Here is a 23,924-nt window from a genome sequence, read left to right as displayed (position 1 = left end):
CCGGGCCATAGTTAGCCACGCTTCTTAATTTGGTTTTGATATTTCTTTGCTGTCCTTACCTCAACGGTTAATGTACCTTTCTTAACAATTGCTTTTAAGAGCAACGGGGCATCAGCGGTATTTTTAAATCTAAAATCTAACCCCCCATAAGAAACTGTTGCATCTCTTCCAGTCGGTACATAGCCCACATGGAGCGAATGATTATTCCTTTCAATATAACTTACACCTAATTGGTCAATCGCATTATATAAAGTAGAAGATGTCTGACAAATACCGCCGCCGATTCCATCCACTAATTTCCCGTCGATCGCTTCAAGGGCTTGTTGATACCCATGTTCTGCGTCACTTGGGCCTACAGTCGTATTAAATGAGAAAGAATCCTCCATCCCAATGATGACATTATTGATCGCCTCTGCTGATAAGGCAATGTTTTTCGTTCTACCCGCAACGGCGTTATTAAATTTGGTAGTATACGCAGCGACAACGACTTCCCCTAATTGAGCCGCTTCTTCAGGCTTATAGCCACTTTCATTTACATAAAGTGGAATCTCAACGTCCCCGCCTTTGGCCGAGGTCTGCATGATCTTTTCGGACAGCTCCGCTTCATCAAGAATAGTTTGCGGTGTTCCTTTAATGACTTGTCCATTAGCATCTAACCTATCTAAAATCATCCTTTTATCATATCCTGGCATTTCTTTTGTTCCTCTAGCTAATTCCCTTGTTAATGCGGCAAGTTCTTGTTTAAATTTCCCCTCATCTTTTCCGTAACCTAAATCCTTTACATTAAAAGTTTTTATTACATTTTTCGAAGTTGGGTCAATAAGATTCAAAATTATCGGTCTTGCCTCTTCTTCTTTTTTTCTCTTTTCCTCTTCCTTGATCTGTTTTTCTTTTAAGTTTGCCTCTTGAGCAATTTTCTGCTGATGCTGCTGTGCTGCCTTTGCTTCTTTTTCTTTATCTGTCTGTTCCGCACAACCCACTAATCCAATTAAACTACCTGCTAATAAAATGGTAATTAATCTAGTAAACATTTCTATTTCCCCAACTTTTCTGATTTATTATAAAAATTTAGTCAAATACCTACTAATATACTATTTGACGTTTATAAAAAGAATTTCGTTTCAGGACAATCTCCTATTCTATTCCATTTTTATTTCCATTTTCCTGCAATAATTACATGAACAGATTTTATTTTAACACTTTGTACCCATAAAATAATTACATTTATTATTATAAACAAGTAAAAACTGATATTCAGCCAAAATGGACTAGTATAAAAAAATAAAATAAGCAAATAGTAATGAATAGGTATGGAATTTTTTTGGAGGTGCAAAAATGTCTGTATTTGTATATCAGACTTTTATCATTAAACAGGAGAAATTTAAGGAAGGAATCGATAATTTAAAGGAAATTAAAAAGTTTAGAAATGAAAATTATGATCATAAAGTGGAGATCTTAACCCCGGTGTCTGGAGCGGATCATACTTTAGCAATGCTTTCAACCTATGAGGGTTTAGCAGAAATGGAATTACAAAACAAAAAAATGTTTGAAGACGAGGAATATCTAGAACTCATTGGTCCTTTCTTCTTAGAAAATATTGCAGAAGGAAGTATGTATACGCAAATTTACCGTACGTTGCGTGAAGTGAAAAATGATAAAAGCGATAAAAAGAAAGAAAAATAAAAGATTGGTTTTAAACCTCTATAAACCAAAAAAGGGCCGAATCGCCCTTTTTTTATTTCACGCAAAACTAACGCCTTGTCTTGCTAATCTCGTTCCAATAGTGCGGCACCAGCAATCCCCGGCTTAGTCATTTCATATATATTTAAAATAAGGTCTAATTCTTCTTCTGAAAGAACGTCATATTTTAAGCATAATTCACGAACTGATTTACCAGTGATCGTCGCTTCTCTAGCAATGCGTGCCGCCACTTCATACCCTAAATGCGGATTAACAGCCGTGATGATTCCTACACTTTTTTCTACATATTCTTTTAGGCGAGCTTCATTTGCTTCAATTCCCTTTAGACAAAAATCGGTAAAAGAACGGAATCCATTGTTCATAATACTGATTGATTGCAATAGGTTAAACACTAATACTGGCTCCATCACGTTCAATTCGAGCTGGCCTGCTTCGGAAGCTAGGCAAATAGTATGGTCATTGCCGATTACCTGGAAAGCAATTTGATTAATAAGTTCCGGCATAACAGGATTTACTTTCCCTGGCATGATCGAAGAACCTGGTTGACGCGCAGGAAGTGTGATCTCTCCAAGGCCTGCACGTGGACCAGATGCCATTAAACGAAGATCATTGGAAATCTTTGACATGTTCATCATGCAAACCTTTAGCCCAGCTGATACTTCGGTATAGGCATCTGTGTTTTGGGTAGCATCAACTAGGTGTTCGGCATTCACTAATGGAAGCCTGCTGATATCTGCTAAGTGTTTAACGACATCTTGAATATATTGAGGGTCAGCATTTAATCCTGTACCTACTGCCGTTGCACCCATATTCACTTCATATAAATGGGAGCGTGATTGCGAAATACGCTTGATATCTCTTTCAAGGACACGTGAGTACGCTTCAAACTCTTGACCAAGGCGGATAGGAACGGCATCCTGAAGATGTGTTCTCCCCATTTTGATAACGTTTTCAAATTGTTTAGCCTTCTCTTTAAAAACTAAATGCATATAATTCATGGTCGCTAGTAATTTTTCAAGTAACTTTAGTGTGGCAATGTGAATGGCAGTTGGAAACACATCATTGGTCGATTGCGACATATTCACATGGGTATTAGGACTTAAATGCATATACGCACCTTTTTCATAGCCCAGCAATTCAAGAGCCCTATTTGCGATCACTTCATTTGCATTCATGTTCATCGATGTACCTGCTCCACCTTGAATCGGATCCACAATAAACTGGTCGTTCCATTTACCTTCAATCACCTCATCAGCTGCTTCAATGATTACATTTCCAAGCCCGCTGTACAAACGTTTAGTGGTCATATTAGCCATTGCGGCTGCTTTTTTTACCATCGCAAGTGCCTTAATTAACTCTTCATGAATCCGATAGCCCGTAATAGGAAAATTTTCAACCGCCCTCAGTGTTTGAATACCATAATACACATCTAAGGGAATCTCTTTTTTTCCTAAAAAGTCTTGTTCGATTCTTTTTGTGTCCATAAATATCCGTCTCCCAACTTTAATATCACGATCTTAGTTGTTGTAAAAAAATTATTATCACACAAAAATAATACCAATAAAATCATCATGTGTCTCTATTTTCTCTATTATTCATTAACAAACCAGATCTATTGCAACTGCTTCAAAATAAAAAGAGATGATCGAATTCATTTCCTTCGGTCATCTATTTTTTTTATCAAATTTAAAGAATATTAATCTTAAATAAAAGATTGATTGAATTTTCTTAACAGCTGTCCAAAAATTTGGCGTTCCTCATCTGACCAATCTTTTAATAAGACATTTATTCTCTCCAATCGGCCCTTCATATGGTCAGTTAATTCTTTTTGACCCTGTTCTGTTATTTCAAACGTATAGGCTCTTCCATCTAATGGATCAGGAATTTTATAGAGATAACCCTTTTGCTCTAAAGCTGCTGCCTGTCTACTTACCGTTGAAACATCCAACTGGAATTCTCCTGCCAGAACTTTTACTCCAACAGCCCCCTTAGTGGCGATCCGACGGAGCAATAAATAGGCAGAGCGATCAAGATTCCCGATTTTTTTATTAGAAGTAACGGCAGTCGTCCGGCGAATTAGAATAGCTAGTTCAAGTTCAATCATTTCCATGGAATGTTCGTGCATATCTATCCAACCTCACAGTTAAACTAAGTGCTAAAAACAATCATACCACATCAATCTATATTTATATGATAGTTAAACTTGATGGAAACCCCCATTGACGCTGTAGAAAATAGTTGTATAATACAATCAGATACTTTCATTATACAACCAATTTTTCCAAAAATGAAAAGAGGAGGAAAAAATTTGCAAGCACATGACATTATGATCAGTCAAGTCCATAAAGTGCTAGACAGTGATTCCGTTCGATCCGTGATTGAAAAGTTTATCGAATATCGGATCAGCGGTCTTCCAGTCGTTAATGACAGAAATGAGGTTGTTGCCTTTGTCAGTGATGGTGATATCTTGCGCTATATAGGCAAGCATGAGGACAGAATCGTCGACAATTTTTATTATGCTTTCGTAATTAAAGGCGATGATGAAAAATTTGAGGAAAGAGAACAAAGATTGTTAGATTTGAATGTTCTCGAGATTGCTAAAAAAAAGGTGATAAAGGTTTCATGGGATGAAGAACTGGAAAATATCGCTGCTGTATTAGGAAAAAGACAGATAAAAAAGGTTCCAGTTGAGCGTAATGGCGTATTGGTTGGAATTATAAGCCGTGGAGATGTGATCAGAAATACCTTCAAAGAGTTATTATAAATTAATAGGAAGATTGACTAGGGAGAAATTCAATCAAAAAGGAGAAATGTGAATGTCAACACCACCACCTGTTGCGTCTATGTCCTCGAAAGTTACTGCTTCTGCAGAAGTAAAAGGAAGATTATTAGCACAACCAAAGCCTGTATGGGCCGTGTTCTTTGCCTGTATCATTGCTTTTATGGGTTTAGGTCTTGTTGACCCGATTTTGCCGGCAATCGCCGACCAATTACATGCCTCGCATAGTCAAGTTACCTTGTTATTCACAAGCTATAATGCAGTAATGGCAGTTGCAATGCTCTTAACGGGAATGATTTCTTCAAGGCTTGGGATAAAGTGGACTCTTTTATCTGGGATTATTATCATTGCTGTCTTTTCCGCACTTGGGGGATTTTCAAACGGTATTTGGATACTCGTAGGCCTTCGCGGCGGCTGGGGACTTGGGAATGCATTGTTTGTCGCTACAGCATTAGCTGCGATCGTCTCCCTTTCTAAAAGCGGAACCGCTAAAGCAATTATTTTATATGAAGCAGCAATTGGACTAGGAATTTCTGTTGGACCGCTTCTTGGCGGTTGGCTGGGCGCTATGTCATGGAGAGGTCCATTTCTTGGTGTTGCTTCCCTAATGGTGATTGCTTTTATTGGGTTAACTTTATTAATGCCAAAGGACAATCAACAAACTAACAACCAATCAAAAACTTCCTTTTTAGATCCCTTCCGTGCCTTAAAACATCGCTCTCTGCTAATTTTCGGTATAGCTGCAGCCCTTTACAACTTCGGTTTTTTTACTCTACTCGCATACGCCCCTTTTGTCATGGGATTAGATGAGCATGGTTTAGGCTTTGTATTTCTTGGATGGGGAATCCTCTTGGCAATTACATCTGTATTCGTGGCTCCCAAATTGCAAAAATGGTTTGGAACGATTAAATCCATGTGTGCCATGCTAATTCTGTTTGCTATCCTTCTTTTTGCCATGGGCATTTGGACTTCAGAACAATGGCTAATCATCACTGCCGTAATTGTTGCTGGTGCATTATTAGGCAATAACAATACACTGATTACAACAGCAGTAATGAATGCTGCACCAGTAGAACGGTCCACTGCCTCCGCGGCCTATAGCTTTCTCCGCTTTATCGGCGGTGCTATTGCACCATTTATGGCTGGGAAGCTTGCTGAAATTTTTAACCCATCCGTCCCTTTCATCGTCGGTGGCAGCTTTGTGGTCATTTCTGTATGGTTTATCCTCATAAACAATCATCATGTTAAACATGTTGATCAAGTTGAAACACATTAATAAAAGGAGGATGTATGAAAGGGTCAACTCTTTCATACATCCTCCTTTTTTAGATTTACTAATTTCCTAATGAATATCTCTCTTCTTAAACCGGCCGCCACGAACCTCAGAGATGTCAGCAATGGCTAGGAATGCTGATGGATCAATCTCTTCGACAATCGTCGTTAATTTTGATTCTTCTAATCTTGAAATGATACTAAAAATGACCTTTTTAGTATCCCCTGTATAGGCACCTTCACCTTTAAGATAGGTCACTCCACGTCCAAGACGATCATTGACGGCATTTCCGATTTCTTCAGCATCGTCACTTATAATCCAAACAGATTTCGTTTCCTCCAGTCCCGCTACCACCGTATCGATTGCTTTGGAAGCAATGACATATGCTAACAGTGAGTACATCGCACGATCCCAGCCAAAGACAAAGCCTGCCGTTCCTAAAATGAAGATGTTCATAAACATAATAATTTGACCAACTGAAAAGGGAACTTTTTTGTTAATGACAAGGGCCAATATTTCTGTACCATCTAATGCCCCACCATTGCGAATGACCAGGCCAACCCCAATGCCTAAGATCATTCCCCCAAATAAAGTGGCTAAAAGGATATCATCCGTAAAAGCAGGTACAGGGTGAAAGAAGGAAGTAAAAATGGATAACACAATAATGCCATATACCGTAGAAAAGGCAAATGTTTTTCCCATTTGTTTATATCCCATATAAACAAATGGCAGGTTTAGCACGAATAGAAATATTCCTAATTTCCAACCAGTTAAATGTGCAAGCATGATTGAAATCCCTGTTATTCCACCATCAATAACGTGGTTTGGAACTAGGAATATTTCTAGTCCTGTTGCCATTAAAATAGCACCAATTGTAATGGCAATGATTCGCAAAATAATCCTGCTCTTTGGGAGCTTGCGATGTTGAATGGTTTCTTTTAAAAATTCTTCTTTTTGTAAATCTGTCATTAAACCACACCTTTCCGAAATAGTTGTTCTGTAAAAAACATTTTTTCTTCTTTATATAATTATATCATAATTCCTTCTAAAATTGAACTCAAGTTCACATTTATAAAAATAAAACGGATTGCATAAACAACTGCAATCCGTTTAGATATCCTTACACCATAATTTTACAAATGTTATTGGTAAATTCAACTGGATCCTCGATCGGCAATCCTTCAATTAACAGGGCTTGGTTATACAACAAGGTGGTATAAAGTGTTAATTTTTCTTTATCTTGTTCAAAGGCATCTTTTAATGATTCAAATACTTCGTGATGAACATTAATTTCTAAAACCTTGTCTGCCTTAATGTTTTGATTGTTTGGCATAGCATTAAGAATCTTTTCCATTTCAATCGAAACTTCGCCCTCAGTGGTTAAACATACCGGATGGGTTTTTAATCTTTTAGATACTCTAACATCCTTTACCCTGTCAGATAAGATATTTTTCATAAAGTCAAAGAGATCTTTGTTTTCCTTTTGTTCAGCAGCCGTATTTTGACTTTCATCCGTTTCAAACCCTAGATCACCGCTTGATACCGATTTAAATTCTTTTTCTTTATAAGCCATTAAAATTCTAATTGCAAACTCGTCTATTTCTTCTGTGAAATAGAGAATTTCATATCCTTTATCAGCAACTAGTTCTGTTTGTGGCAGCTTATCAATTCTTTCATTTGACTCTCCAGTGGCATAATAAATGTATTTTTGCTCCTCTGGCATCCTTGAAACATATTCGTCAAGCGTCACTAATTTCTTCTCTTTAGACGAATAGAACATCAATAAATCCTGTAATTCTTCTTTATGTGTCCCATAATCACTGTAAACACCGTATTTGAGTTGTCTGCCAAAGGAGTTATAAAACTCTTCATACTTATCTCGTTCATTTTTTTGGATAGTTAATAGTTCACTTTTGATTTTTTTATTAATGTTTTTCGCAATTAACTTTAATTGGCGGTCATGCTGCAACATCTCTCTTGAAATATTTAAAGACAGATCCTCAGAGTCCACCATCCCTTTAACAAAGCTAAAATAATCAGGAAGTAAGTCAGCGCATTTGTTCATAATCAACACACCATTGGAATAAAGCTCTAACCCCTTCTCATATTCCTGAGAATAAAAATCGAAAGGTATCTTTTCAGGAATATATAAGATTGCGTTATATCTAACAGCTCCGTCCACGCTGATATGAATATGTTTTATCGGCTTATCAAAACCATAGCGTTTTTCAGAATAAAAATTATAATAGTCATCTGCTGTAAGATCCTTTTTATTCTTTTTCCAAATTGGCACCATGCTATTAACCGTTTGTTCTTCTTGATAATCCTCATATTCATTTTCACTGCCCTCTTTTAGCCGTCTTTCCGTAACGTCCATTTTAATGGGATAGCGAATAAAATCAGAATATTTTTTGATGATCCCTTTTAAACGATACTCTTCCAAATATTCATCATAGCTCTCATCTTCTGTATTTTCTTTGATCTTTAAAATAATCTCGGTACCAACAGAATCCTTATCACTTGGGACAATCGTATACCCGTCAGCTCCCTTAGATTCCCATTTATAGGCTTCATCACTGCCGAGTGCCTTGCTGTTGACGATCACTTCATCCGCTACCATAAAGGCTGAATAAAATCCGACACCAAATTGACCAATAATATCATAACCATCTTTTATTTCATTTTCTTTTTTAAATGCTAACGAACCACTTTTAGCAATCGTTCCTAAATTAGTTTCAAGATCTTCCTTAGTCATTCCAATCCCAGTATCACAAATTTTCAAGGTTCGTTTTTCTTTATCGGCCGTTACTTTTATGTAGTAGCTATCTTTATCAAAGGTTAAATCATCATCTGTTAAGGCTCGATAATAAATTTTATCAATCGCATCACTTGCATTTGAAAGCAGCTCTCTTAAAAAAATCTCCCGATGCGTATAAATGGAGTTGATCATCATGTCTAATAATCGTTTTGACTCTGCTTTAAACTGTTTTGTTTCCATTAAGACCTCTCCTTTACAATAATTACAAATTCTATTTTAGCACTCTATGCCGTTGAGTGCTAACCATTATTTTAATAACATATAATCATTTTTTCGTCAAGAGATTAAAACAAAACAAGCCAGACCGTAGTCTGACTTGTTAAATAGACCCTAATATAAAGTAAAGCAAGAAGATAAAAGCAATCACATACATGGTAATGGAAACTTCCTGTTTTCTACCGGTGACAAGTTTTAGAATCGGATAGGCAATGAATCCAAATGCAATTCCATTAGCAATACTGAAAGATAAAGGCATGATTGCCATCATCAAATAAGCGGGAAAAGCTTCTGTAAAATCTCCAAATGGAATTTCCTTTAGATTTTGAACCATTAAACAACCGACAATAATTAAAACAGGGGCAATCGCAGCATTGGGAATCACTTTAAAAAGCGGAATCAGAAACAGTGCGGGAATAAACAATAATCCTGCGGTAAACGACGTTAAACCTGTTCTCCCCCCTGCTGCAATACCCGTGGCAGACTCAGCAGCGGTTGTTGTTGGACTGCACCCAAATAATCCTGCTCCAATAATGGAAAAGGCGTTAGACTGAAACGACTTTCTGAATTTCGATTTATCAGGAAGCATACCGAGCTGTGCTCCCATATTTTGAAAAATAATGACCATCGATAATGAGAATACAGCCGTCCAAAAATTAATCGTGCCTATCTGACTAAAATCAAAAGAAAAAAATATTTTATCATATCCACTAAAGGACAAGCTAAAATTACGCAAGGTTGAAAAATCAACTATTCCGAGTAAAGCTCCAATCAAAGTACCGGCAATAATCCCAATAAGAAAGTTTCCTTTCACATTGTTTAAAAAAAGCGGGATTAATATGAGCAAGGTAAGGATGGTAGTTAAAGCAATCGGGTCACCTAGATTTCCTAATTTAACAAACGTTCCCTCACCAGCAACAATCAGTCCGCCATTTTTTAATCCTAAAAAGGCTATAAACAGCCCGATCCCTGAGGTCATAGCGTTAATCATCGATTTCGGAATGGAGCGGGATAAATATACAGCACCTTTTGTTACCGTTGTCAATGTAAACACTATTCCTGCAACTAATACGACAGCGAGTGCTTGCTGCCAGGTAAGTCCTAATGAAAATACTAGTGTAAAAACAAAAAACGCGTTATCTCCCATTCCTGGAATGATCAGCAATGGTGAATTGGCCCAAAGTGCCATTAACATACAACCAACAAAGCTGCAAATAACGGTTGCAATCGTAACAGCTTCATATGGCATCCCGACTTGGCTTAGGATTGCACCATTTACCACAATAATGTAAGCAACTGTCATAAAAGAGGTCAGTCCTGCAATCCCCTCTGTTCGGATAGTTGTTTTTGCTTCTTCGAGATGAAAAAGTCTCTGTAATCGTTTATTCAATCTAATTAACCCCTTTTAATGCACGAGTTCAGTCAACGAAAATCGTGTTATAATTATCTTTATTATTACCCACATCAATTGACAAGTGATTCAAGAAAGGATGCATGTATATGATTACCAATATCTCAGAGATTCCGATTTTCGCTGATATTCCTGAGATTGATGCACCACATATCACTCCCCTACTGAAGGAGCGCCAATTTAAAAAAAACCATATCCTCATGTTTGAAAATGATCAAAGTGAGGATGTTTATATCATTCGTTCTGGTATGGTAAAGGTTTACCGTATTCACGAAGGAAAAGAAATTGTTCTAAGTATCTGTTTACCAGGTGATATCCTGGGAGAAGTAGAAGCTCTCTCAAACGACAACCATCGAATTTCTTCCATTGAAGCACTTGAAAATGTTTCTGTTTGGCAAATTAGCAAACAAGATTTCTTAGATCTTGTCGACAAATACCCTTCTGTTCTAAGAAAGGCATATATGATTCTCGTTGAGCGAACGAGAATGCTCAATCGCTTGATTCGCTATTTAACCTTCTATGATGTACGAACCAAAGCTGCTAATTTACTGGTGGACCTTTATTATAATTTTGGAAAACCAAGTGGTGATTGTTTTAAGATTGACCTGAAAATAAACCAGTCCCTGCTGGCTAGTATGCTGGGTGTAACTAGAGAATCCATATCCAAAACACTTGGTGATTTTCAAAATGAAGGACTTATCGATATTCGTGAAAAGTTTTTTTACCTTTTGGATAAAACTAAATTGGAAGCAATTTGTAATGAAGCAGAAGAAGTTCCAACGCTTCGGAAATGGAATAACCTTTAGTACTCGTTTAACCACTCATTTCATAATCATAACAATTTTAAGGTTTGATTTCAGTTAACCTTTTTACGTTAATTTTGTTAACTAGTTCACAAAATTAACGCCATTATGTTAAATGAAATAAATTTTTGAATTGGGACCAAGTTCGGTGTAAAGAATGCTGGAGATATTTTTAGAAAATGAATATTTCTCATATCTTTACACTTTACCTGCCTATAGATTCAAGAATGTTTTAAAACGAAAGGCAAAAAAATAACGCCCTGTCTATAGAAGACAGAGCGCAGTCAATTCTTATTCCTTAGCAATATCCGTAACCACCGACAAAGCTTGCACCGATGATGATTAGCAGAATGAATAAAACTACAACTAAAGCAAAGCCATTACCGAAGCCTGCAGCACCACCCATTAAAATCCACCTCCCAGCTATTTCTGAATTATCTTATGTTAGCCTCTATTTTGTGTGCCACACTTAATTAATCTTTCTTGGTCCAAGAAAAAAGGCTGCCTGAAATTGGCAGCCTGAATTGTTTTGATTACTGATTAACTACATCTTTTTTATTATAGTCGTATTTTGAGCGATCTACAGGAGTAAAGCTTGGAGGTGTATAGAACCGTAATAAATCACCATTCACAACTTTGTCTGAAAAGGTTAATTTTTGTTGCACGAGTCCTTTATATTTCTTTGCTTCTTCTAACTTGTCCTTATCTAAGTCCAATCCTGTATTTGTATCATAATATTTACCATCAATCGAATAAATCGTTGGACTTACATAGTCACCATTTCGGAATGGAATCAGATCATCATGTTGTTCAGATAATAAGTCTGTCCCAAATTGGACAAAGTCTTTTGTATCTGTACCTAACAAGTGCAGAAGTGTTGGAAGAATGTCGACTTGTCCACCGTATTCATGGTTTATTCCGCCTTCCATGCCTGGTACACGAATAAAGAATGGTACTCGTTGTAATCCTGCATTTTCAACAGGTGTAATTTCTTTTCCAATTATTTGTTCCATCGCTGTATTATGATTTTCTGAAATACCGTAATGATCACCATACATAACAATAATAGTATGGTCATATAACCCAGATGCCTTTAAATAATCAAAGAATTGCTTTAAAGCCTCGTCTGCATATCGAGCTGTTTGGAAGTATCCATCGACAGATTTATCGCCAGTCGCAGCAGGTGCAATTGTCGCCTCTTCTTGATTAATTGGGTATGGATAATGATTTGATACGGTTATAAATTTTGTATAAAATGGCTCGGGCAGTGACTCAAGTAATGGAATCGATTGTTTAAAAAATGGCTTATCCATTAACCCATATTCTGCTTCTTGATTAGCATCGATTTGATAGTAGTTTGAATCAAAAAATTTAGTAAATCCAAACGATTTATAGATCTCATTACGATTCCAGAAGGTTCCAGAATTCCCGTGAAACACTGCTGAAGTATAACCCTGTTGACCCAAAATGGCAGGTGCAGCCTGGTATGTGTTTAAACCTTTTGTTGTAAAGGCTGAACCTTGTGGCAATCCAAATAAGGAATTTTCGAGCATGAATTCAGCATCAGACGTTTTTCCTTGAGCTGTTTGATGGAAAAAGTTATCAAAATACATGGTATTTTGATCCTTCGTCAATGAATTCAAAAATGGTGTGACCTCTTCCCCATTTAACTTGTAATTAATTAAGAAATTTTGCATGGATTCCAAGTGTAGATAGATCACATTCATACCTTTACCAGCACCGAAATATTTAGGGTTAGGCTCCGCATAATTAGATTTTGTATAGTTTATGACTTCTGTAATATCGTCACTATTTGCCATTACCCGCTGTGCGGACGCTTGCGTACTTTTCACCGCATCGTAAATGGTGTAGTTGTACATTCCTAAATATTTTACGATATAGTTTCGGTCAAATCCTCTTGTCAATAATTGAGGTCGGTCTAATTCTGCTAATGATAGATTCACGCAGGAAATGGCCAGTGATAAAGTAAATAAAATAGATATTTTACCGCGGGTCATATCTTTTCTTTCAATCTTAACAAAACGAAATGCAAGTAAAATAATCATAAGTATGACATCGCTAAAAAATAAAATATCATACGGTTTTAACAAGGTAATCACACTACCGCTGACATCACCAAAATTTTGTGTCTGTGTTAAAGTCGGAAACGTAATAAAATCATTAAAGAATCGGTAAAATAAAATATTGGCATATAAAAGAATGGATAATAGAAAATCAATCACAATCAGCGAAGTATACTTTTTTCGTCCTTTAAAAAACATAGAAAAGCCTAAAAATATTAATGCAGAACCTAACGGATTAATAAACAGGAGAAATTTCTGAAGAGAATTTTCTATCCCTAAATCAAACTGTGTTAATTGAACAATGTATGTTTTTATCCATAGAAAGAATACTGCTAAAAAGAAAAAGCCAATATATTTGTTAAAAATACTTTGACCCTTGTGAAGTAAACTATTCAATTTGTTGCACCACCTTCTAGCACATCATTATGACAAAATAACATGCACTTTTAAATATGAGTTTAGAACCAATTAACCTAACATCTATCATAACAGGTAAATATGAACAATCAATGAACAAATAATGAACAAGCAATTTTGTCATCATTTTTTATAGGAATTAATTCTTTAGATGGTGGAAAACTATTTGTGTGCTTCAAGAAAGGAGGCACTTATGAATAAAATTTCAACTACTTTAAGGAGGGTAACAGTGGGGATTCTAAGTGGCAACCCTAAGGATGAGCCATTACATTATGGTGAAGTTTTTGACATTTGGGCATCGCAATTAGCTGGAAACAGCATGATTGCTGGTTATAAAACCATGTTAAATCATGCAGGTGATGAGGATTTAAAAAAATTATTAATAGAAGCAATTGAAATTGGTGAACAGCAAAAGAAACAAATCGAGGAAATTTTAAAAGAAAATGGCATTGGTCTGCCACCAGCATTGCCTGATCCGCCGGAAGCTTGTTTAGAAGATATTCCAATCGGAGCGAGAATTCCAGATCCCGCTATTGCTGCTACACTTTCTGCTGATATTGCTGCCGGTTTAGTTGCCTGCAGTAGTGTGATGGGGATGTCAATTAGAGAAGATGTGATCATGATGTACGGCCAATTCCATATGCAAAAGGCTGCACTAGGTGGAAAGGTACTTCGCTTAAATAAAGAAAAAGGGTGGCTGATTCCACCACCACTGCATCCTACTAAAAATCACGAATGCTAATATTTCATGTAAAATAAATCAACTTTAATTAGGAGGCAATATTCTTTGGCCACTCAAAATTCTCTTAATCAAAAAGGCAACACCATAAATAATACACAAGGTTCGGGAACTGCCTACCATCAAGAACATGCAAGTCAAGTACCAGATTATGGTGGGAATACAGTTGATCCAAACGCCGAACAACTAACTAATAGTATTGACAGTACTGAAAGTACAAAATAACAGCTCTCTCATGTAAACGCCCTTTATTGTGGCGTTTTTTTTCATTATGGGGAGATTAAGCCCATTTAAATAGACGTTCATTAATGAATGGTACTTAAAACGTTTTTTACGGTAATCAATGAGGTTTTTATGACATCTAATAAATAAATTAATCTACTCTTTGCATCACTATCTAATTCATAATGATTATTTCCTAATTTTTTTATTTGACTATCTTGTATAAAAACTCCTTTTAAAATGTGAGTTGCTCCAAGAGATGCTAAAACCGGTTTTAGTGCATAATCAATCATTAATAAATGCCCAAAAGTGCCGCCAACGGCAATGGGTATTATTATTTTTCCCTCAAGGCTGTTTTGTGGAAGAAGATCCAAGTACGTTTTTAACACCCCTGAAAAGGATGCTTTATAAACGGGAGTAAGAATGACAATAATCCTTGAATCTTCTACTTTTTTATTCGCTTTCCGGATTTCTTCACTTTCAAACTTCGCCTGAATTAAATCTTCTGCTGGAAGTTGGCGGACATTAATGATTTCAGGAGTACTTTCAAGGCCTTGAAAGTACTTAATAACTTCTTCTAATACCCCATTTAATCTCGTTTGTTCGGATGGACTGCCCGAAATAATGGTTACTTTACTCATCTTTGCTACTTCCTTTCTTAGGTAAACTTAATGTTAACTTGCCTATTGAGGCACTAATAATTCTTTAGCACTTTCATATAAAAAATAAGCTGCTTTAATAAGTGCTGACTCATCAAGTGTAAAGGCAGGATGGTGCCAGTCCTCATTCCCGTTTGTACCAAAAAAGGCAAATGTCCCTGGTACTTGTTGAAGATAATAAGAAAAATCTTCACCAGCCATTGATGGTTCTGGATTGACAACTTTCAAGGATTGCTGTTTCGCTGCTTTCTCAGCAAGTTCCGTGATTGACTTATCATTAATAAGGGGTGGTGGACCTGGAAACCAGCCAATCTCGACTTCTTGTGAAAAAGCTGTGGCAATCGCTTCAGCAATGGTATAGAACTTTGCTTTTACTTCCTCCCGAGCAGCCGTATCAAAGGTGCGAATGGTACCTTCCAGGATGACCTCACCTGGAATTACGTTCCACGTGCTGCCGCCATTAATTTTAGTTACACTTAGTACTGCACTTTGAAGTGGTGATACATTCCGGCTCACGATTGTCTGAAGGGTAGTAATAAGGTGCCCGGCTGCTACAATCGGATCCTTTCCATTTTGCGGCAGTGCTGCATGACTCCCTTTTCCATAAAGAACGAGATGAAAACGGTCCACTGCAGCCATTATTGGCCCTTTCTTTAAACCAATTGTTCCGACTGGTAAATTAGGTTTATTATGAAGTCCAATTATCGCCTCCACACCATCCAATTGCCCATCCTTTATTACATACTGTGCACCCCCGCCTGATTCTTCTGCTGGTTGGAAGATTAGTCGAACCGTTCCATTCAGTTCTGGCTGGTATTTTTTCAACAGATGGGCTGCACCAATTAGAGCTGCTGTATGAAAATCATGACCACAGGCATGCATAACTCCCTTTATTTTTGAAGCATAGGGAAGTCCTGTTTTTTCTTCGATTGGAAGTGCATCAATATCTGCTCGCACTGCCACGATTGGACCAGGTTTTCCTCCTTTTATGTCCGCAAAAACTCCTGTTTTCAAATCAGTTGGGCGAATTGGAATGTCGAGTTCCTGGAGCCATTTTCCAATGGATTTGGTTGTTTCATATTCTTGTAGTGATAATTCCGGACATTGATGTAAATGACGACGGATCGATATTAAATATGCAGCTAATTCCTCCTGATTCATAACAAATTCCTTCCTTATAAATCGAATCTATAGCATTTGACCAAAATATCATTGTTCTTAAATTCCTTCGATTGATCACGCTTAAATCCAAACCATTCGTATAAGCGAATAGCTTTTTGCATTTTATCACCTGTGTGCAAATATAATTTATCTGATCCTTGTGACTTGGCAAAATGAAGACCTGCTTTTAATAATTCTTGGGCTACGCCTTTTCCTCTTGCCTGGGGGTGAACTGCTAATAAGCGAATAATTGGTGAAAAGATTTGTAGTTCTGGTCTTTGATAGGCCTTTTCCGATGACTCAAATAACTGTAATGTACCAAGAATTTGGTCATTACTTTTTGCGATCAAGATCTTTTTCACATTTGGATTATCAACCGATGCTTTGATATTTGCTAAGTACTCCTCCCAATGATGTAGGTTTGTATAGTCTTTCGCATATTGCTGATAGCTTTCCACTAATAAATGTCTAACCGTTTCTTTTTCTTCCTCGGCTAATTCTTTTATGATGATTTGCTTTGTTACCATTACCAACACCCTCTTCTCAAGAATTTTAGTTAATTAACCTGTTCTTTAAGTTGGGGAAGAATGATTCACCCGATATTCGTTGTAAAAATCGCCGGGTTCGTTCTTCTTTTGGAGCATTAAAAATTTCCAAAGCTGTGCCTTCCTCAACAATGACTCCTTCATCCATGAACAATACGCGATCAGCGATTTCTCTAGCAAAACTCATTTCATGAGTAACAATCACCATCGTTATACCTTCTAGTGCAATATCTCTAATTACTGAGAGCACATCCCCAACTAATTCAGGGTCCAAGGCCGATGTAGGCTCATCAAAGAGAATGACTTGTGGATTTAGAGCGAGTGCCCTTGCTATTCCTACCCTTTGCTGTTGCCCGCCGGATAGCTGCGATGGATAATGATGTAATTTATCACTAAGTCCCACTTTTCTAAGCACCTGTTCACTTTGGATTCTAGCTTCTTTTTTCTTCACTTTCTTCGCAACGATTAATCCTTCCATCACATTTTCCAGCACAGTTTTATGGGCAAATAAATTATAATGTTGAAAAACCATGGCAGATTGTTTTCTTAATGACAACATTTCTTTTTTCTTCGCCTTTTCTGAATTGATCTGTATATCTCCAATTTTCACAATGCCTGCATCAGGTGTTTCTAAAAAATTCAGACATCTCAATAAAGTCGTTTTACCTGATCCACTTGGACCAAGAATCGTTACCACTTCTCCTTTTTCTATTTTTAAGTTAATTCCTTTTAAAACAGGCTGTTTGTTAAATGCCTTTTTTATACCATGTAAGTAGATCATGACACGCCTCCTCGATTATATGCTGTTACCCTTTTTTCAAGTAAATATGAGAGACCTTCTATCATAATGGTAAGACCCCAATAGATTATCCCCGCAGCAATAAAGGCTTCGAGAAACTTTAAATTGATTGATGCGACGATATTAGCCGCACCAGTCACCTCTTTCTCTGATACAAGAAAAGCAATAGATGATGTGTGTAAAAAACCGACAATGATATTTGTAAAATTCGGAATGGACTGAGCTAAAGCCTGTGGTAGAATGATTCTAACCATCGCTTGCATCTTCGTCATCCCCACTGAATAAGCCGCTTCCATTTGTCCATTAGAAACACTGATAATACCAGATCGAATAATTTCTGATAAATAGGCACCTGCCGCCAATGACAAGGCGATTAACACAAAAGAAATAATCGGAATAGAATTGGTCTGAATCCCTAAATTGAACTTTGTTGAAATTTCATCAATTAATAAGGGAAATCCAAAATAAATCACAAAAATATGCATAATAATAGGAGTTCCTCTAAAAAATGATACATAACCATTGGCAACACGATAGAGCAATTTCACTCGATAAACTCGAACAAGAGCAACAATAATGCCTATTAAAAAGCCGCCCAATAAGGGAACAATCGTTAGGATGAGAGTAATCGGAAGGGCCTTAATAATTTCTTTAAACGCTACCCAGATAAAGGGAATATCAATCGTCATGTTCACTCCTCCTATTATGCAGCAACAGATAGATCCGCTTTTTGATAACGATTGTAGTATTTTTCTAGTTTACTAAATATTTTTTCAAATAATAGGACCACAACATAATAAATAATCGAAAGAGATATATACACTTCTAGTGCATGTGCGGTTGCAGAAATGAGCGTATCCCCTCTTCCCATCATGTCCATCACACCGATGGTAAAAGCGAGCGAAGTATCCTTTAATGATCCAATGACCGAATTAGCCATATTTGGAAAAGCAATCCTCAGTGCTTGGGGCAGGACGATTCGAAAAAAGTTTTGGCTCCCGGTCATTCCTATTGAATAAGCTGCTTCCGTTTGTCCATAATCGACTGCCCGAATGGCTCCTCGGAAAATTTCAGCAAAACCAGCGCCATTACTAATGGCATAAGTAACAATGACAAAATAAATGGCATCCAACTTCGAAATATCAATATTAAAAATCATGAGTACGGCTGGCAAGCCATAAAAAACAAGGAATAATTGGATTAATATTGGTGTCCCTCTAATAAAAGAAACATATAAAATGACCAATTGATTTAATATAGGTATTTTAAATAATCTCGGTATAGCGGCTGCTATACCGAGAATTATTCCTAGAATAATAGATGCTGTTAATATTTGTAGAGTTACCCCGAGATATTGAATCAGTGTGGGAATAAACTCGATTATTAACTTTAAATCAAAGGCACTCCCCATTTTACTTAGAACCTCCTAATATAGAATCCACTTGTTAAAAGTTAACGGTATAGTCAGCGCCTAACCATTTTTTACTTAACTCACTCACTACACCTTCTTTTTTCAATTCCACAAGTGCTTCGTCAATTCTCTTTTGTAATGGTGTTTCATCTTTTCTAAGCAGGAAATAAACTTTAGAATTTAGCAGCGGCTCACCGACCACTTTTTGCTGCGCATCTACTGCGTCATTATTAAAATCGACAGAAAACGGCGTCGTAATGGTAGCATCGGCACGACCTGTTTTTAGTTGATTAATCGTCGAATCAGGTCCATTACCTGCATAAACAATTTCAATTCCGGCATTATTTTCTTTGTTATACTTATCTAGGAAAACAGCGGAATTACTAGTCGCACCTACGATTGCCTTTTTCCCTTTTAGATCTTTAATAGAATGAATATCATTGTTATTTTTATTGACAGTTACGTGAAGCGGAAAGACATTATATGGTTCTTCATTAAAGAGAAACTTCTTTTGCCGCTCTTCATTGACCTCCATTTGGTGGGCGATAAAATCAATTTTATTTGTTTCTAGACTTAATAACAGATTCGAGAACTCCATTGTTTTAAACTCAAATTCATAGTCTGGCAACTTTTCATCAATTTTCCTTACTAATTCCACATCATATCCAGTTAACTTTCCATCCTTATCAATAAAGCAAACATTTGGAAATTGTGTCCCTGTTCCGACTATTATTTTTTGGACTTTTGGTTCTTTTTTAGCAGGGTCTGAGGTTGTCTTTGAAGCTGTTTTCGTTTCTTGAGAAGAGCAAGCACTAACCACTAAAGCAAGTAGTAACGTCATAACAATTATTAATCTTTTCTTCATTAAATATCCACCCATCCTTTATTTACCTAGCTATCGGTATTTGATTTTCTATTATGTGATATAATGATTCATTCAAGATTTTTCGAAGATAAACAATTTTTTCCTTATTATTTTCCTTTTTATCAAAGATCTTATAACCTCTTCTTTCGTAAATAGAAACGAGCCATGGATGACGTTCAGCTGTTGCTAAATATACGGCAGGTGCTTTGACTTGATCCCGAAGAACTTTTTCTTCTAACCATGTTAACAATGTTGAGCCAATGCCTTTCTGCTTGTATGCTGGATCGACCGCAAACCACCAAATAAAGGGGTACGGACTGAAATGATTTGGATCAGCCCATGGGTAACGTACCGTAACAGTAGCAATAATGCTGCCATCTTGTTCCAAAACGTAAGTGGCATTTCGCTGAATATTATTGGTAACAAGCTCCAGGTCAGCTGTTGCAGCTGTGAATTTAATATTCAATTCACGAATCGGTTCGTAAGCTCTAAGAGTCAAATCGAGCACTGTTGGAGCATCATCTACTAATGCTAAGCGGATATGTTGTGTCATAATTACCCTCCTCGTTTAGCCTATTAAACTCATTTAATTAGTCGGATTTATCCTAAAATTTTATTCTTTTTAAATTTATCAAGCACTTGCTCAAGATGTTCAATTCCTACTTGTGTTACCGCCTCATACACTTCACCATGGCCAATTTCAACGACAGGTACATGGCGGATACCATACTTGGTATTTAATATTTCTCGAAATTCATCATGATTAGTGACATCGACTATTTTGTATTCAATCTCATTTTCTTGTAAATAATGTTTCACCTCTCCACAATAATGACAACCTTCTTTAGCCCAAACCACCACAGATAATTCTTTTCCCATCCTTACTTTCCTCCTTGGTTTTTTTTAACAAAAAAGGCTCTCCATTCAAGATCAAAATATCTTAAAATCGAGAGCCTCTAGTCGCCTAGTCGGCACAACAGCGAATATTCATTTACTAGTTTCAACGGTTTACAGCTTCTTTCGAATGACGATTTACTGGAAACGATATCCCCAGGTTACCTCGTAATGTATCAGCCTCGTATTCCGTCCTATACAGCCCTCTTTTTTGCAAAATTGGCACCACATAGTCTACAAAATCATTTAATCCATTAGGAACACCAGAACCTATAATAAACCCATCAGCACCCTTTCCTTCAAACCATTCCTGTATCAGATCAGCGACTGTTTCGGGAGTTCCAATGAAGTTGGGCTTCGGTGTAGTCTCTTTTAATGCAACTTGACGAAGTGTTAAATTTTGTTCTTTTGCTTGCTTTTTTATACGATTCGTATGACTTTGGAAACTGTTTTTCCCTAAGTCACCCAATTCAGGAAACGGTTCATCAAGCGGATACTGCGAGAAATCATGATGTTCGAAATATCGCCCTAGGTAATCCAGCGCTTTATCTATCGATACTAGGTTAGCAATTTCTTGATATTTTCTTTCTGCTTCCTCTTCTGTTTTACCAATAATAGGTGAAATCCCTGGCAGTATGACAAGTTCATCGGGTTTCCTGCCGAAGGCCTTTACCCTATTTTTAACATCTTGATAAAATTCCTGGGCAGCTTTTAATGTTGGATGGCCTGTAAAAATGGCATCCGCTTCCTTAGCAGCTAGATCTTTACCTGCTTCCGAGGAACCAGCTTGAAATATAACAGGTCGTCCTTGCTTAGATCTTCCAATATTCAAGGGACCTTTCACAGAGAAAAAATCTCCTCTATGATTTAATGGATGTAATTTCTCTGGATCAAAGAATACCCCTGAATCTTTATCACGTATAAATGCGTCATCTTCCCATGAGTCCCATAATCCCTTTGCTACCTGCAGGTATTCAGCAGCAATCCTGTATCTCTTTGCATGATCGGGATGTTCCTCAATTGTTTTGCTAAAGTTTAAGGCAGATTTCTCTAATGGTGAGGTCACAACATTCCAGCCGGCGCGACCATGACTAATCTGATCAAGTGAAGCAAATTGCCGCGCAACATTAAACGGTTCGCTATAGGAAGTCGATAATGTTCCAACCAGCCCAATCCTTGATGTGACGGTGGCTAGTGCGGATAAAATCGTAATTGGCTCAAAACGATTTAAAAAATGTGGAATCGATTTCTCGTTAATATGCAAGCCATCCGCGATAAAGACTAAGTCGAATTTTCCTTCTTCCGCCTTCTTAGCCTGATTTGTATAAAATTCTAAGCTAACACTTGCATCTGCTTGAATGTCTGGATGCCTCCATCCAGCTATATTTCCTCCAACTCCATGAATAATTGCGCCAAATTTCAGTTTTTTTCGATTACACACTAAGATTCCTCCTCTATAAATTAAATAAATTTTGTTCTCCTTTATACCCAAGTTAATTAATGAGATTAATCGGAATAGTGGTTGTTATGCTTTATCCTATCACTTAATGAATGGGATTTCTATTCTTTAACTGATAGATAAATTTTTTAGATTCATTTAAAAAATTTATTAGGGAACTTGAATATTTGACTTCCTAGACCAATGTCTTTTGTTGTCGTGTTGTATTAATATCCTCGTCAGATGTGTGCAGTGGGCTCAACAATTTAAAGGATCGCAATCTTTCTGCGTCATTTTCAATCGGTGTATGTAAAATAAATTCATCCACCTGATAAGTTTTGTGAAGCTGCTCTAACAACTCATTTACTTGAATTGGGGTTCCCGCAATGATATCTGCTTCTTGTTCTGTGATTTCATAAGGCTCACCTGCCTGTTTACCAAACACCTCAGCTTGCTCAACCGATTGCAGAGTCAATTTACGGCCGCTTTGAAGGTGAACCTTAACAATTTTCCGTTCACCTGCCAGCTGTTTTGCTTCCTCTTGAGATGGTGCCGCAATTACAGCTAATGAAATGATGAATCCACCATCTGGGAAACCTTGTCGATAGATGTTTGCCGCTTCTTCTAGCACATGGTTATCACTATTGATAAACTTAGCAAACACAAATGATATACCTAGACTTGCGGCTAGCTTGGCACTGTCTATACTGGCTCCTAGTAAAAAGATTTCGGGCTGTTCAGGTGGAATGGGTGTTGCTTGAATTCCAGAAAGTGGATGACTTTCTTCAACTGAATTTTCAATTATTTTTTGCAATAAAGAGATCCTTTCTTTAAAATCACTCCCATTATTAACATTCCCAAATTGTAATGCTTTTGTTGACAAAGGCAGCCCGCCCGGTGCTTTTCCGATGCCAAGGTCTACTCTTCCTGGAGCAAGCGTTGATAACACATTAAAGTTTTCTGCTACCTTATACGGACTATAATGCTGAAGCATCACGCCTCCTGAACCTATTCGAATAGAGTTCGTTCGAGCCAACAAGTATGATATTAAAACCTCAGGTGAGGAACCTGCCACTTGCTCTGAATGATGATGCTCTGATACCCAAAAACGTGAGTAACCCCATTGTTCTGCTTGTTGCGCTAGTTGTACAGTTTTTTGTAATGCCTCAAACGCAGTTGTTCCTGCAGATATCGGGCTCTGGTCTAACAGACTTAGCTTATAGCTCATTTACTGTAACCTCCTTTTATTTTTATACAAAAATGTGTTAAAGGACACTTAAACGAATCATTTCTTCAACGGTATGACTTTTCCACTTTTAAAACCGTCATTCATAAATTGATCTAGTTTTCTTTTGAGACCGCCATTGCCAAAACGAATGAATTTATGCTGATTTTTCTCAACTCCTTCATCTTGGACAAAATCTAAGAATGCCAAAAGTTGGATTCTACGGTTATAAATATTAATAATCCCCTGCTCGAACAGCCACTGTTCAATCGTATTATAAATTCCTCTATTAACCCCAAATTGATGATTGCACCAAATGAAAAACTGTAAATCTGGTAAATTCAGATATTGGCTTGCTTCAATACTATTCCTGTATTTTGTTTTTGGTTTTTGCCCAACAGATATTAAATTTGAGGTTTCCATCATTTACATCCTCCGTTTTCTGTCAATATTTTGACACCTCA

Annotated in this window: 26 protein-coding genes; 6 read left to right on the top strand and 20 right to left on the bottom strand. The window is 37.0% G+C overall.

Annotation, left to right across the window (positions count from 1 at the left end):
• Nucleotides 1-11 precede the first annotated feature (11 nt).
• Nucleotides 12-1,031: a VanW family protein gene (locus AC3ANL_RS10065; protein ID WP_488329073.1), complete on the bottom strand. Its 1,020-nt coding sequence runs from the start codon at nt 1,029-1,031 to the stop codon at nt 12-14.
• A gap of 304 nt (nt 1,032-1,335) precedes the next feature.
• On the opposite strand from AC3ANL_RS10065, the gene AC3ANL_RS10060 reads away from it, so the two are divergent.
• The gene (locus AC3ANL_RS10060; protein ID WP_488329072.1) at nt 1,336-1,683 is read left to right on the top strand and encodes a hypothetical protein; all 348 of its coding nucleotides are present in this window, start codon (nt 1,336-1,338) and stop codon (nt 1,681-1,683) included.
• 83 nt (nt 1,684-1,766) lie between these two features.
• Here AC3ANL_RS10060 and aspA read toward each other — a convergent pair whose 3' ends face one another.
• A complete protein-coding gene (gene aspA, locus AC3ANL_RS10055) occupies nt 1,767-3,185 on the bottom strand; it encodes an aspartate ammonia-lyase (protein ID WP_488329071.1) in 1,419 nt (472 codons plus the stop codon).
• Between the two features lie 218 nt (nt 3,186-3,403).
• Complete coding sequence (locus tag AC3ANL_RS10050; protein WP_488329070.1) at nt 3,404-3,826, bottom strand: MarR family winged helix-turn-helix transcriptional regulator; 423 nt, start codon at nt 3,824-3,826, stop codon at nt 3,404-3,406.
• Nucleotides 3,827-4,009: 183 nt separating this feature from the next.
• Between AC3ANL_RS10050 and AC3ANL_RS10045 the strand changes: the two genes are divergently transcribed.
• Both AC3ANL_RS10045 and AC3ANL_RS10040 read left to right on the top strand, forming a co-directional pair.
• On the top strand, nt 4,010-4,465 hold the full coding sequence (locus tag AC3ANL_RS10045; RefSeq protein ID WP_488329069.1) for a CBS domain-containing protein: 456 nt from the start codon (nt 4,010-4,012) through the stop codon (nt 4,463-4,465).
• 79 nt (nt 4,466-4,544) lie between these two features.
• A complete protein-coding gene (locus AC3ANL_RS10040) occupies nt 4,545-5,756 on the top strand; it encodes an MFS transporter (RefSeq protein ID WP_488329696.1) in 1,212 nt (403 codons plus the stop codon).
• Nucleotides 5,757-5,822: 66 nt separating this feature from the next.
• Here the strand turns inward: AC3ANL_RS10040 and AC3ANL_RS10035 are convergent, their stop codons facing one another.
• The 3 genes from AC3ANL_RS10035 to AC3ANL_RS10025 form a co-directional block, all read right to left on the bottom strand.
• Nucleotides 5,823-6,722 carry a YitT family protein gene (locus AC3ANL_RS10035; RefSeq protein WP_488329068.1) on the bottom strand — a complete coding sequence of 300 codons (900 nt, stop codon included), beginning with the start codon at nt 6,720-6,722 and terminating at the stop codon, nt 5,823-5,825.
• A gap of 151 nt (nt 6,723-6,873) precedes the next feature.
• On the bottom strand, nt 6,874-8,751 hold the full coding sequence (htpG, locus tag AC3ANL_RS10030) for a molecular chaperone HtpG (protein WP_488329067.1): 1,878 nt from the start codon (nt 8,749-8,751) through the stop codon (nt 6,874-6,876).
• A 139-nt stretch (nt 8,752-8,890) separates the two neighbouring features.
• Nucleotides 8,891-10,177: an NCS2 family permease gene (locus AC3ANL_RS10025; protein ID WP_488329066.1), complete on the bottom strand. Its 1,287-nt coding sequence runs from the start codon at nt 10,175-10,177 to the stop codon at nt 8,891-8,893.
• Nucleotides 10,178-10,287: 110 nt separating this feature from the next.
• Here AC3ANL_RS10025 and AC3ANL_RS10020 point away from each other — a divergent pair, with 110 nt between their 5' ends.
• Nucleotides 10,288-11,004 carry a Crp/Fnr family transcriptional regulator gene (locus AC3ANL_RS10020; RefSeq protein WP_488329065.1) on the top strand — a complete coding sequence of 239 codons (717 nt, stop codon included), beginning with the start codon at nt 10,288-10,290 and terminating at the stop codon, nt 11,002-11,004.
• A gap of 295 nt (nt 11,005-11,299) precedes the next feature.
• Here AC3ANL_RS10020 and AC3ANL_RS10015 read toward each other — a convergent pair whose 3' ends face one another.
• Together AC3ANL_RS10015 and ltaS are read right to left on the bottom strand one after the other, a co-directional pair.
• Nucleotides 11,300-11,407: a YjcZ family sporulation protein gene (locus AC3ANL_RS10015; protein ID WP_488329064.1), complete on the bottom strand. Its 108-nt coding sequence runs from the start codon at nt 11,405-11,407 to the stop codon at nt 11,300-11,302.
• Between the two features lie 127 nt (nt 11,408-11,534).
• A complete protein-coding gene (gene ltaS, locus AC3ANL_RS10010; RefSeq protein WP_488329063.1) occupies nt 11,535-13,481 on the bottom strand; it encodes a lipoteichoic acid synthase in 1,947 nt (648 codons plus the stop codon).
• A gap of 250 nt (nt 13,482-13,731) precedes the next feature.
• Here ltaS and AC3ANL_RS10005 point away from each other — a divergent pair, with 250 nt between their 5' ends.
• A complete protein-coding gene (locus AC3ANL_RS10005) occupies nt 13,732-14,244 on the top strand; it encodes a DUF3231 family protein (protein ID WP_488329695.1) in 513 nt (170 codons plus the stop codon).
• Between the two features lie 45 nt (nt 14,245-14,289).
• Entirely contained in the window at nt 14,290-14,466 is a 177-nt protein-coding gene (locus AC3ANL_RS10000) for a hypothetical protein (RefSeq protein ID WP_488329062.1), read from the top strand.
• Between the two features lie 80 nt (nt 14,467-14,546).
• Here AC3ANL_RS10000 and ssuE read toward each other — a convergent pair whose 3' ends face one another.
• From ssuE to AC3ANL_RS09940, 12 genes are all read right to left on the bottom strand, one after another.
• Nucleotides 14,547-15,104: an NADPH-dependent FMN reductase gene (gene ssuE, locus AC3ANL_RS09995; RefSeq protein WP_488329061.1), complete on the bottom strand. Its 558-nt coding sequence runs from the start codon at nt 15,102-15,104 to the stop codon at nt 14,547-14,549.
• 42 nt (nt 15,105-15,146) lie between these two features.
• On the bottom strand, nt 15,147-16,283 hold the full coding sequence (locus tag AC3ANL_RS09990; RefSeq protein ID WP_488329060.1) for an amidohydrolase: 1,137 nt from the start codon (nt 16,281-16,283) through the stop codon (nt 15,147-15,149).
• Nucleotides 16,284-16,297: 14 nt separating this feature from the next.
• Nucleotides 16,298-16,810, bottom strand: coding sequence for a GNAT family N-acetyltransferase (locus AC3ANL_RS09985; protein WP_488329059.1), 513 nt, complete (start codon nt 16,808-16,810; stop codon nt 16,298-16,300).
• A 25-nt stretch (nt 16,811-16,835) separates the two neighbouring features.
• On the bottom strand, nt 16,836-17,609 hold the full coding sequence (locus AC3ANL_RS09980; RefSeq protein WP_488329058.1) for an amino acid ABC transporter ATP-binding protein: 774 nt from the start codon (nt 17,607-17,609) through the stop codon (nt 16,836-16,838).
• Complete coding sequence (locus tag AC3ANL_RS09975) at nt 17,606-18,316, bottom strand: amino acid ABC transporter permease (RefSeq protein WP_488329057.1); 711 nt, start codon at nt 18,314-18,316, stop codon at nt 17,606-17,608. Before AC3ANL_RS09975 ends, AC3ANL_RS09980 begins: the two co-directional genes overlap by 4 nt.
• Before the next feature lie 14 nt (nt 18,317-18,330).
• Nucleotides 18,331-19,038 (bottom strand): amino acid ABC transporter permease, encoded by a 708-nt coding sequence (locus AC3ANL_RS09970; RefSeq protein WP_488329056.1) that lies wholly within the window; start codon nt 19,036-19,038, stop codon nt 18,331-18,333.
• A gap of 34 nt (nt 19,039-19,072) precedes the next feature.
• Entirely contained in the window at nt 19,073-19,903 is an 831-nt protein-coding gene (locus AC3ANL_RS09965; RefSeq protein WP_488329055.1) for a transporter substrate-binding domain-containing protein, read from the bottom strand.
• A gap of 22 nt (nt 19,904-19,925) precedes the next feature.
• A complete protein-coding gene (locus tag AC3ANL_RS09960; protein ID WP_488329054.1) occupies nt 19,926-20,456 on the bottom strand; it encodes a GNAT family N-acetyltransferase in 531 nt (176 codons plus the stop codon).
• Nucleotides 20,457-20,503: 47 nt separating this feature from the next.
• On the bottom strand, nt 20,504-20,782 hold the full coding sequence (locus AC3ANL_RS09955; RefSeq protein ID WP_488329053.1) for a glutaredoxin family protein: 279 nt from the start codon (nt 20,780-20,782) through the stop codon (nt 20,504-20,506).
• A 121-nt stretch (nt 20,783-20,903) separates the two neighbouring features.
• Nucleotides 20,904-22,238 (bottom strand): LLM class flavin-dependent oxidoreductase, encoded by a 1,335-nt coding sequence (locus AC3ANL_RS09950; RefSeq protein ID WP_488329052.1) that lies wholly within the window; start codon nt 22,236-22,238, stop codon nt 20,904-20,906.
• 193 nt (nt 22,239-22,431) lie between these two features.
• A complete protein-coding gene (locus AC3ANL_RS09945; protein ID WP_488329051.1) occupies nt 22,432-23,463 on the bottom strand; it encodes an LLM class flavin-dependent oxidoreductase in 1,032 nt (343 codons plus the stop codon).
• Between the two features lie 57 nt (nt 23,464-23,520).
• Nucleotides 23,521-23,886, bottom strand: a complete 366-nt coding sequence (locus tag AC3ANL_RS09940; protein ID WP_488329050.1) for a hypothetical protein — start codon at nt 23,884-23,886, stop codon at nt 23,521-23,523.
• Between the last annotated feature and the right edge of the window lie 38 nt (nt 23,887-23,924).

Source organism: Neobacillus sp. DHD-1R, assembly GCF_057747995.1.
The sequence above is the reverse complement of the archived record's forward strand: the minus strand, read 5'-3'. Positions and strand labels throughout refer to the sequence as shown.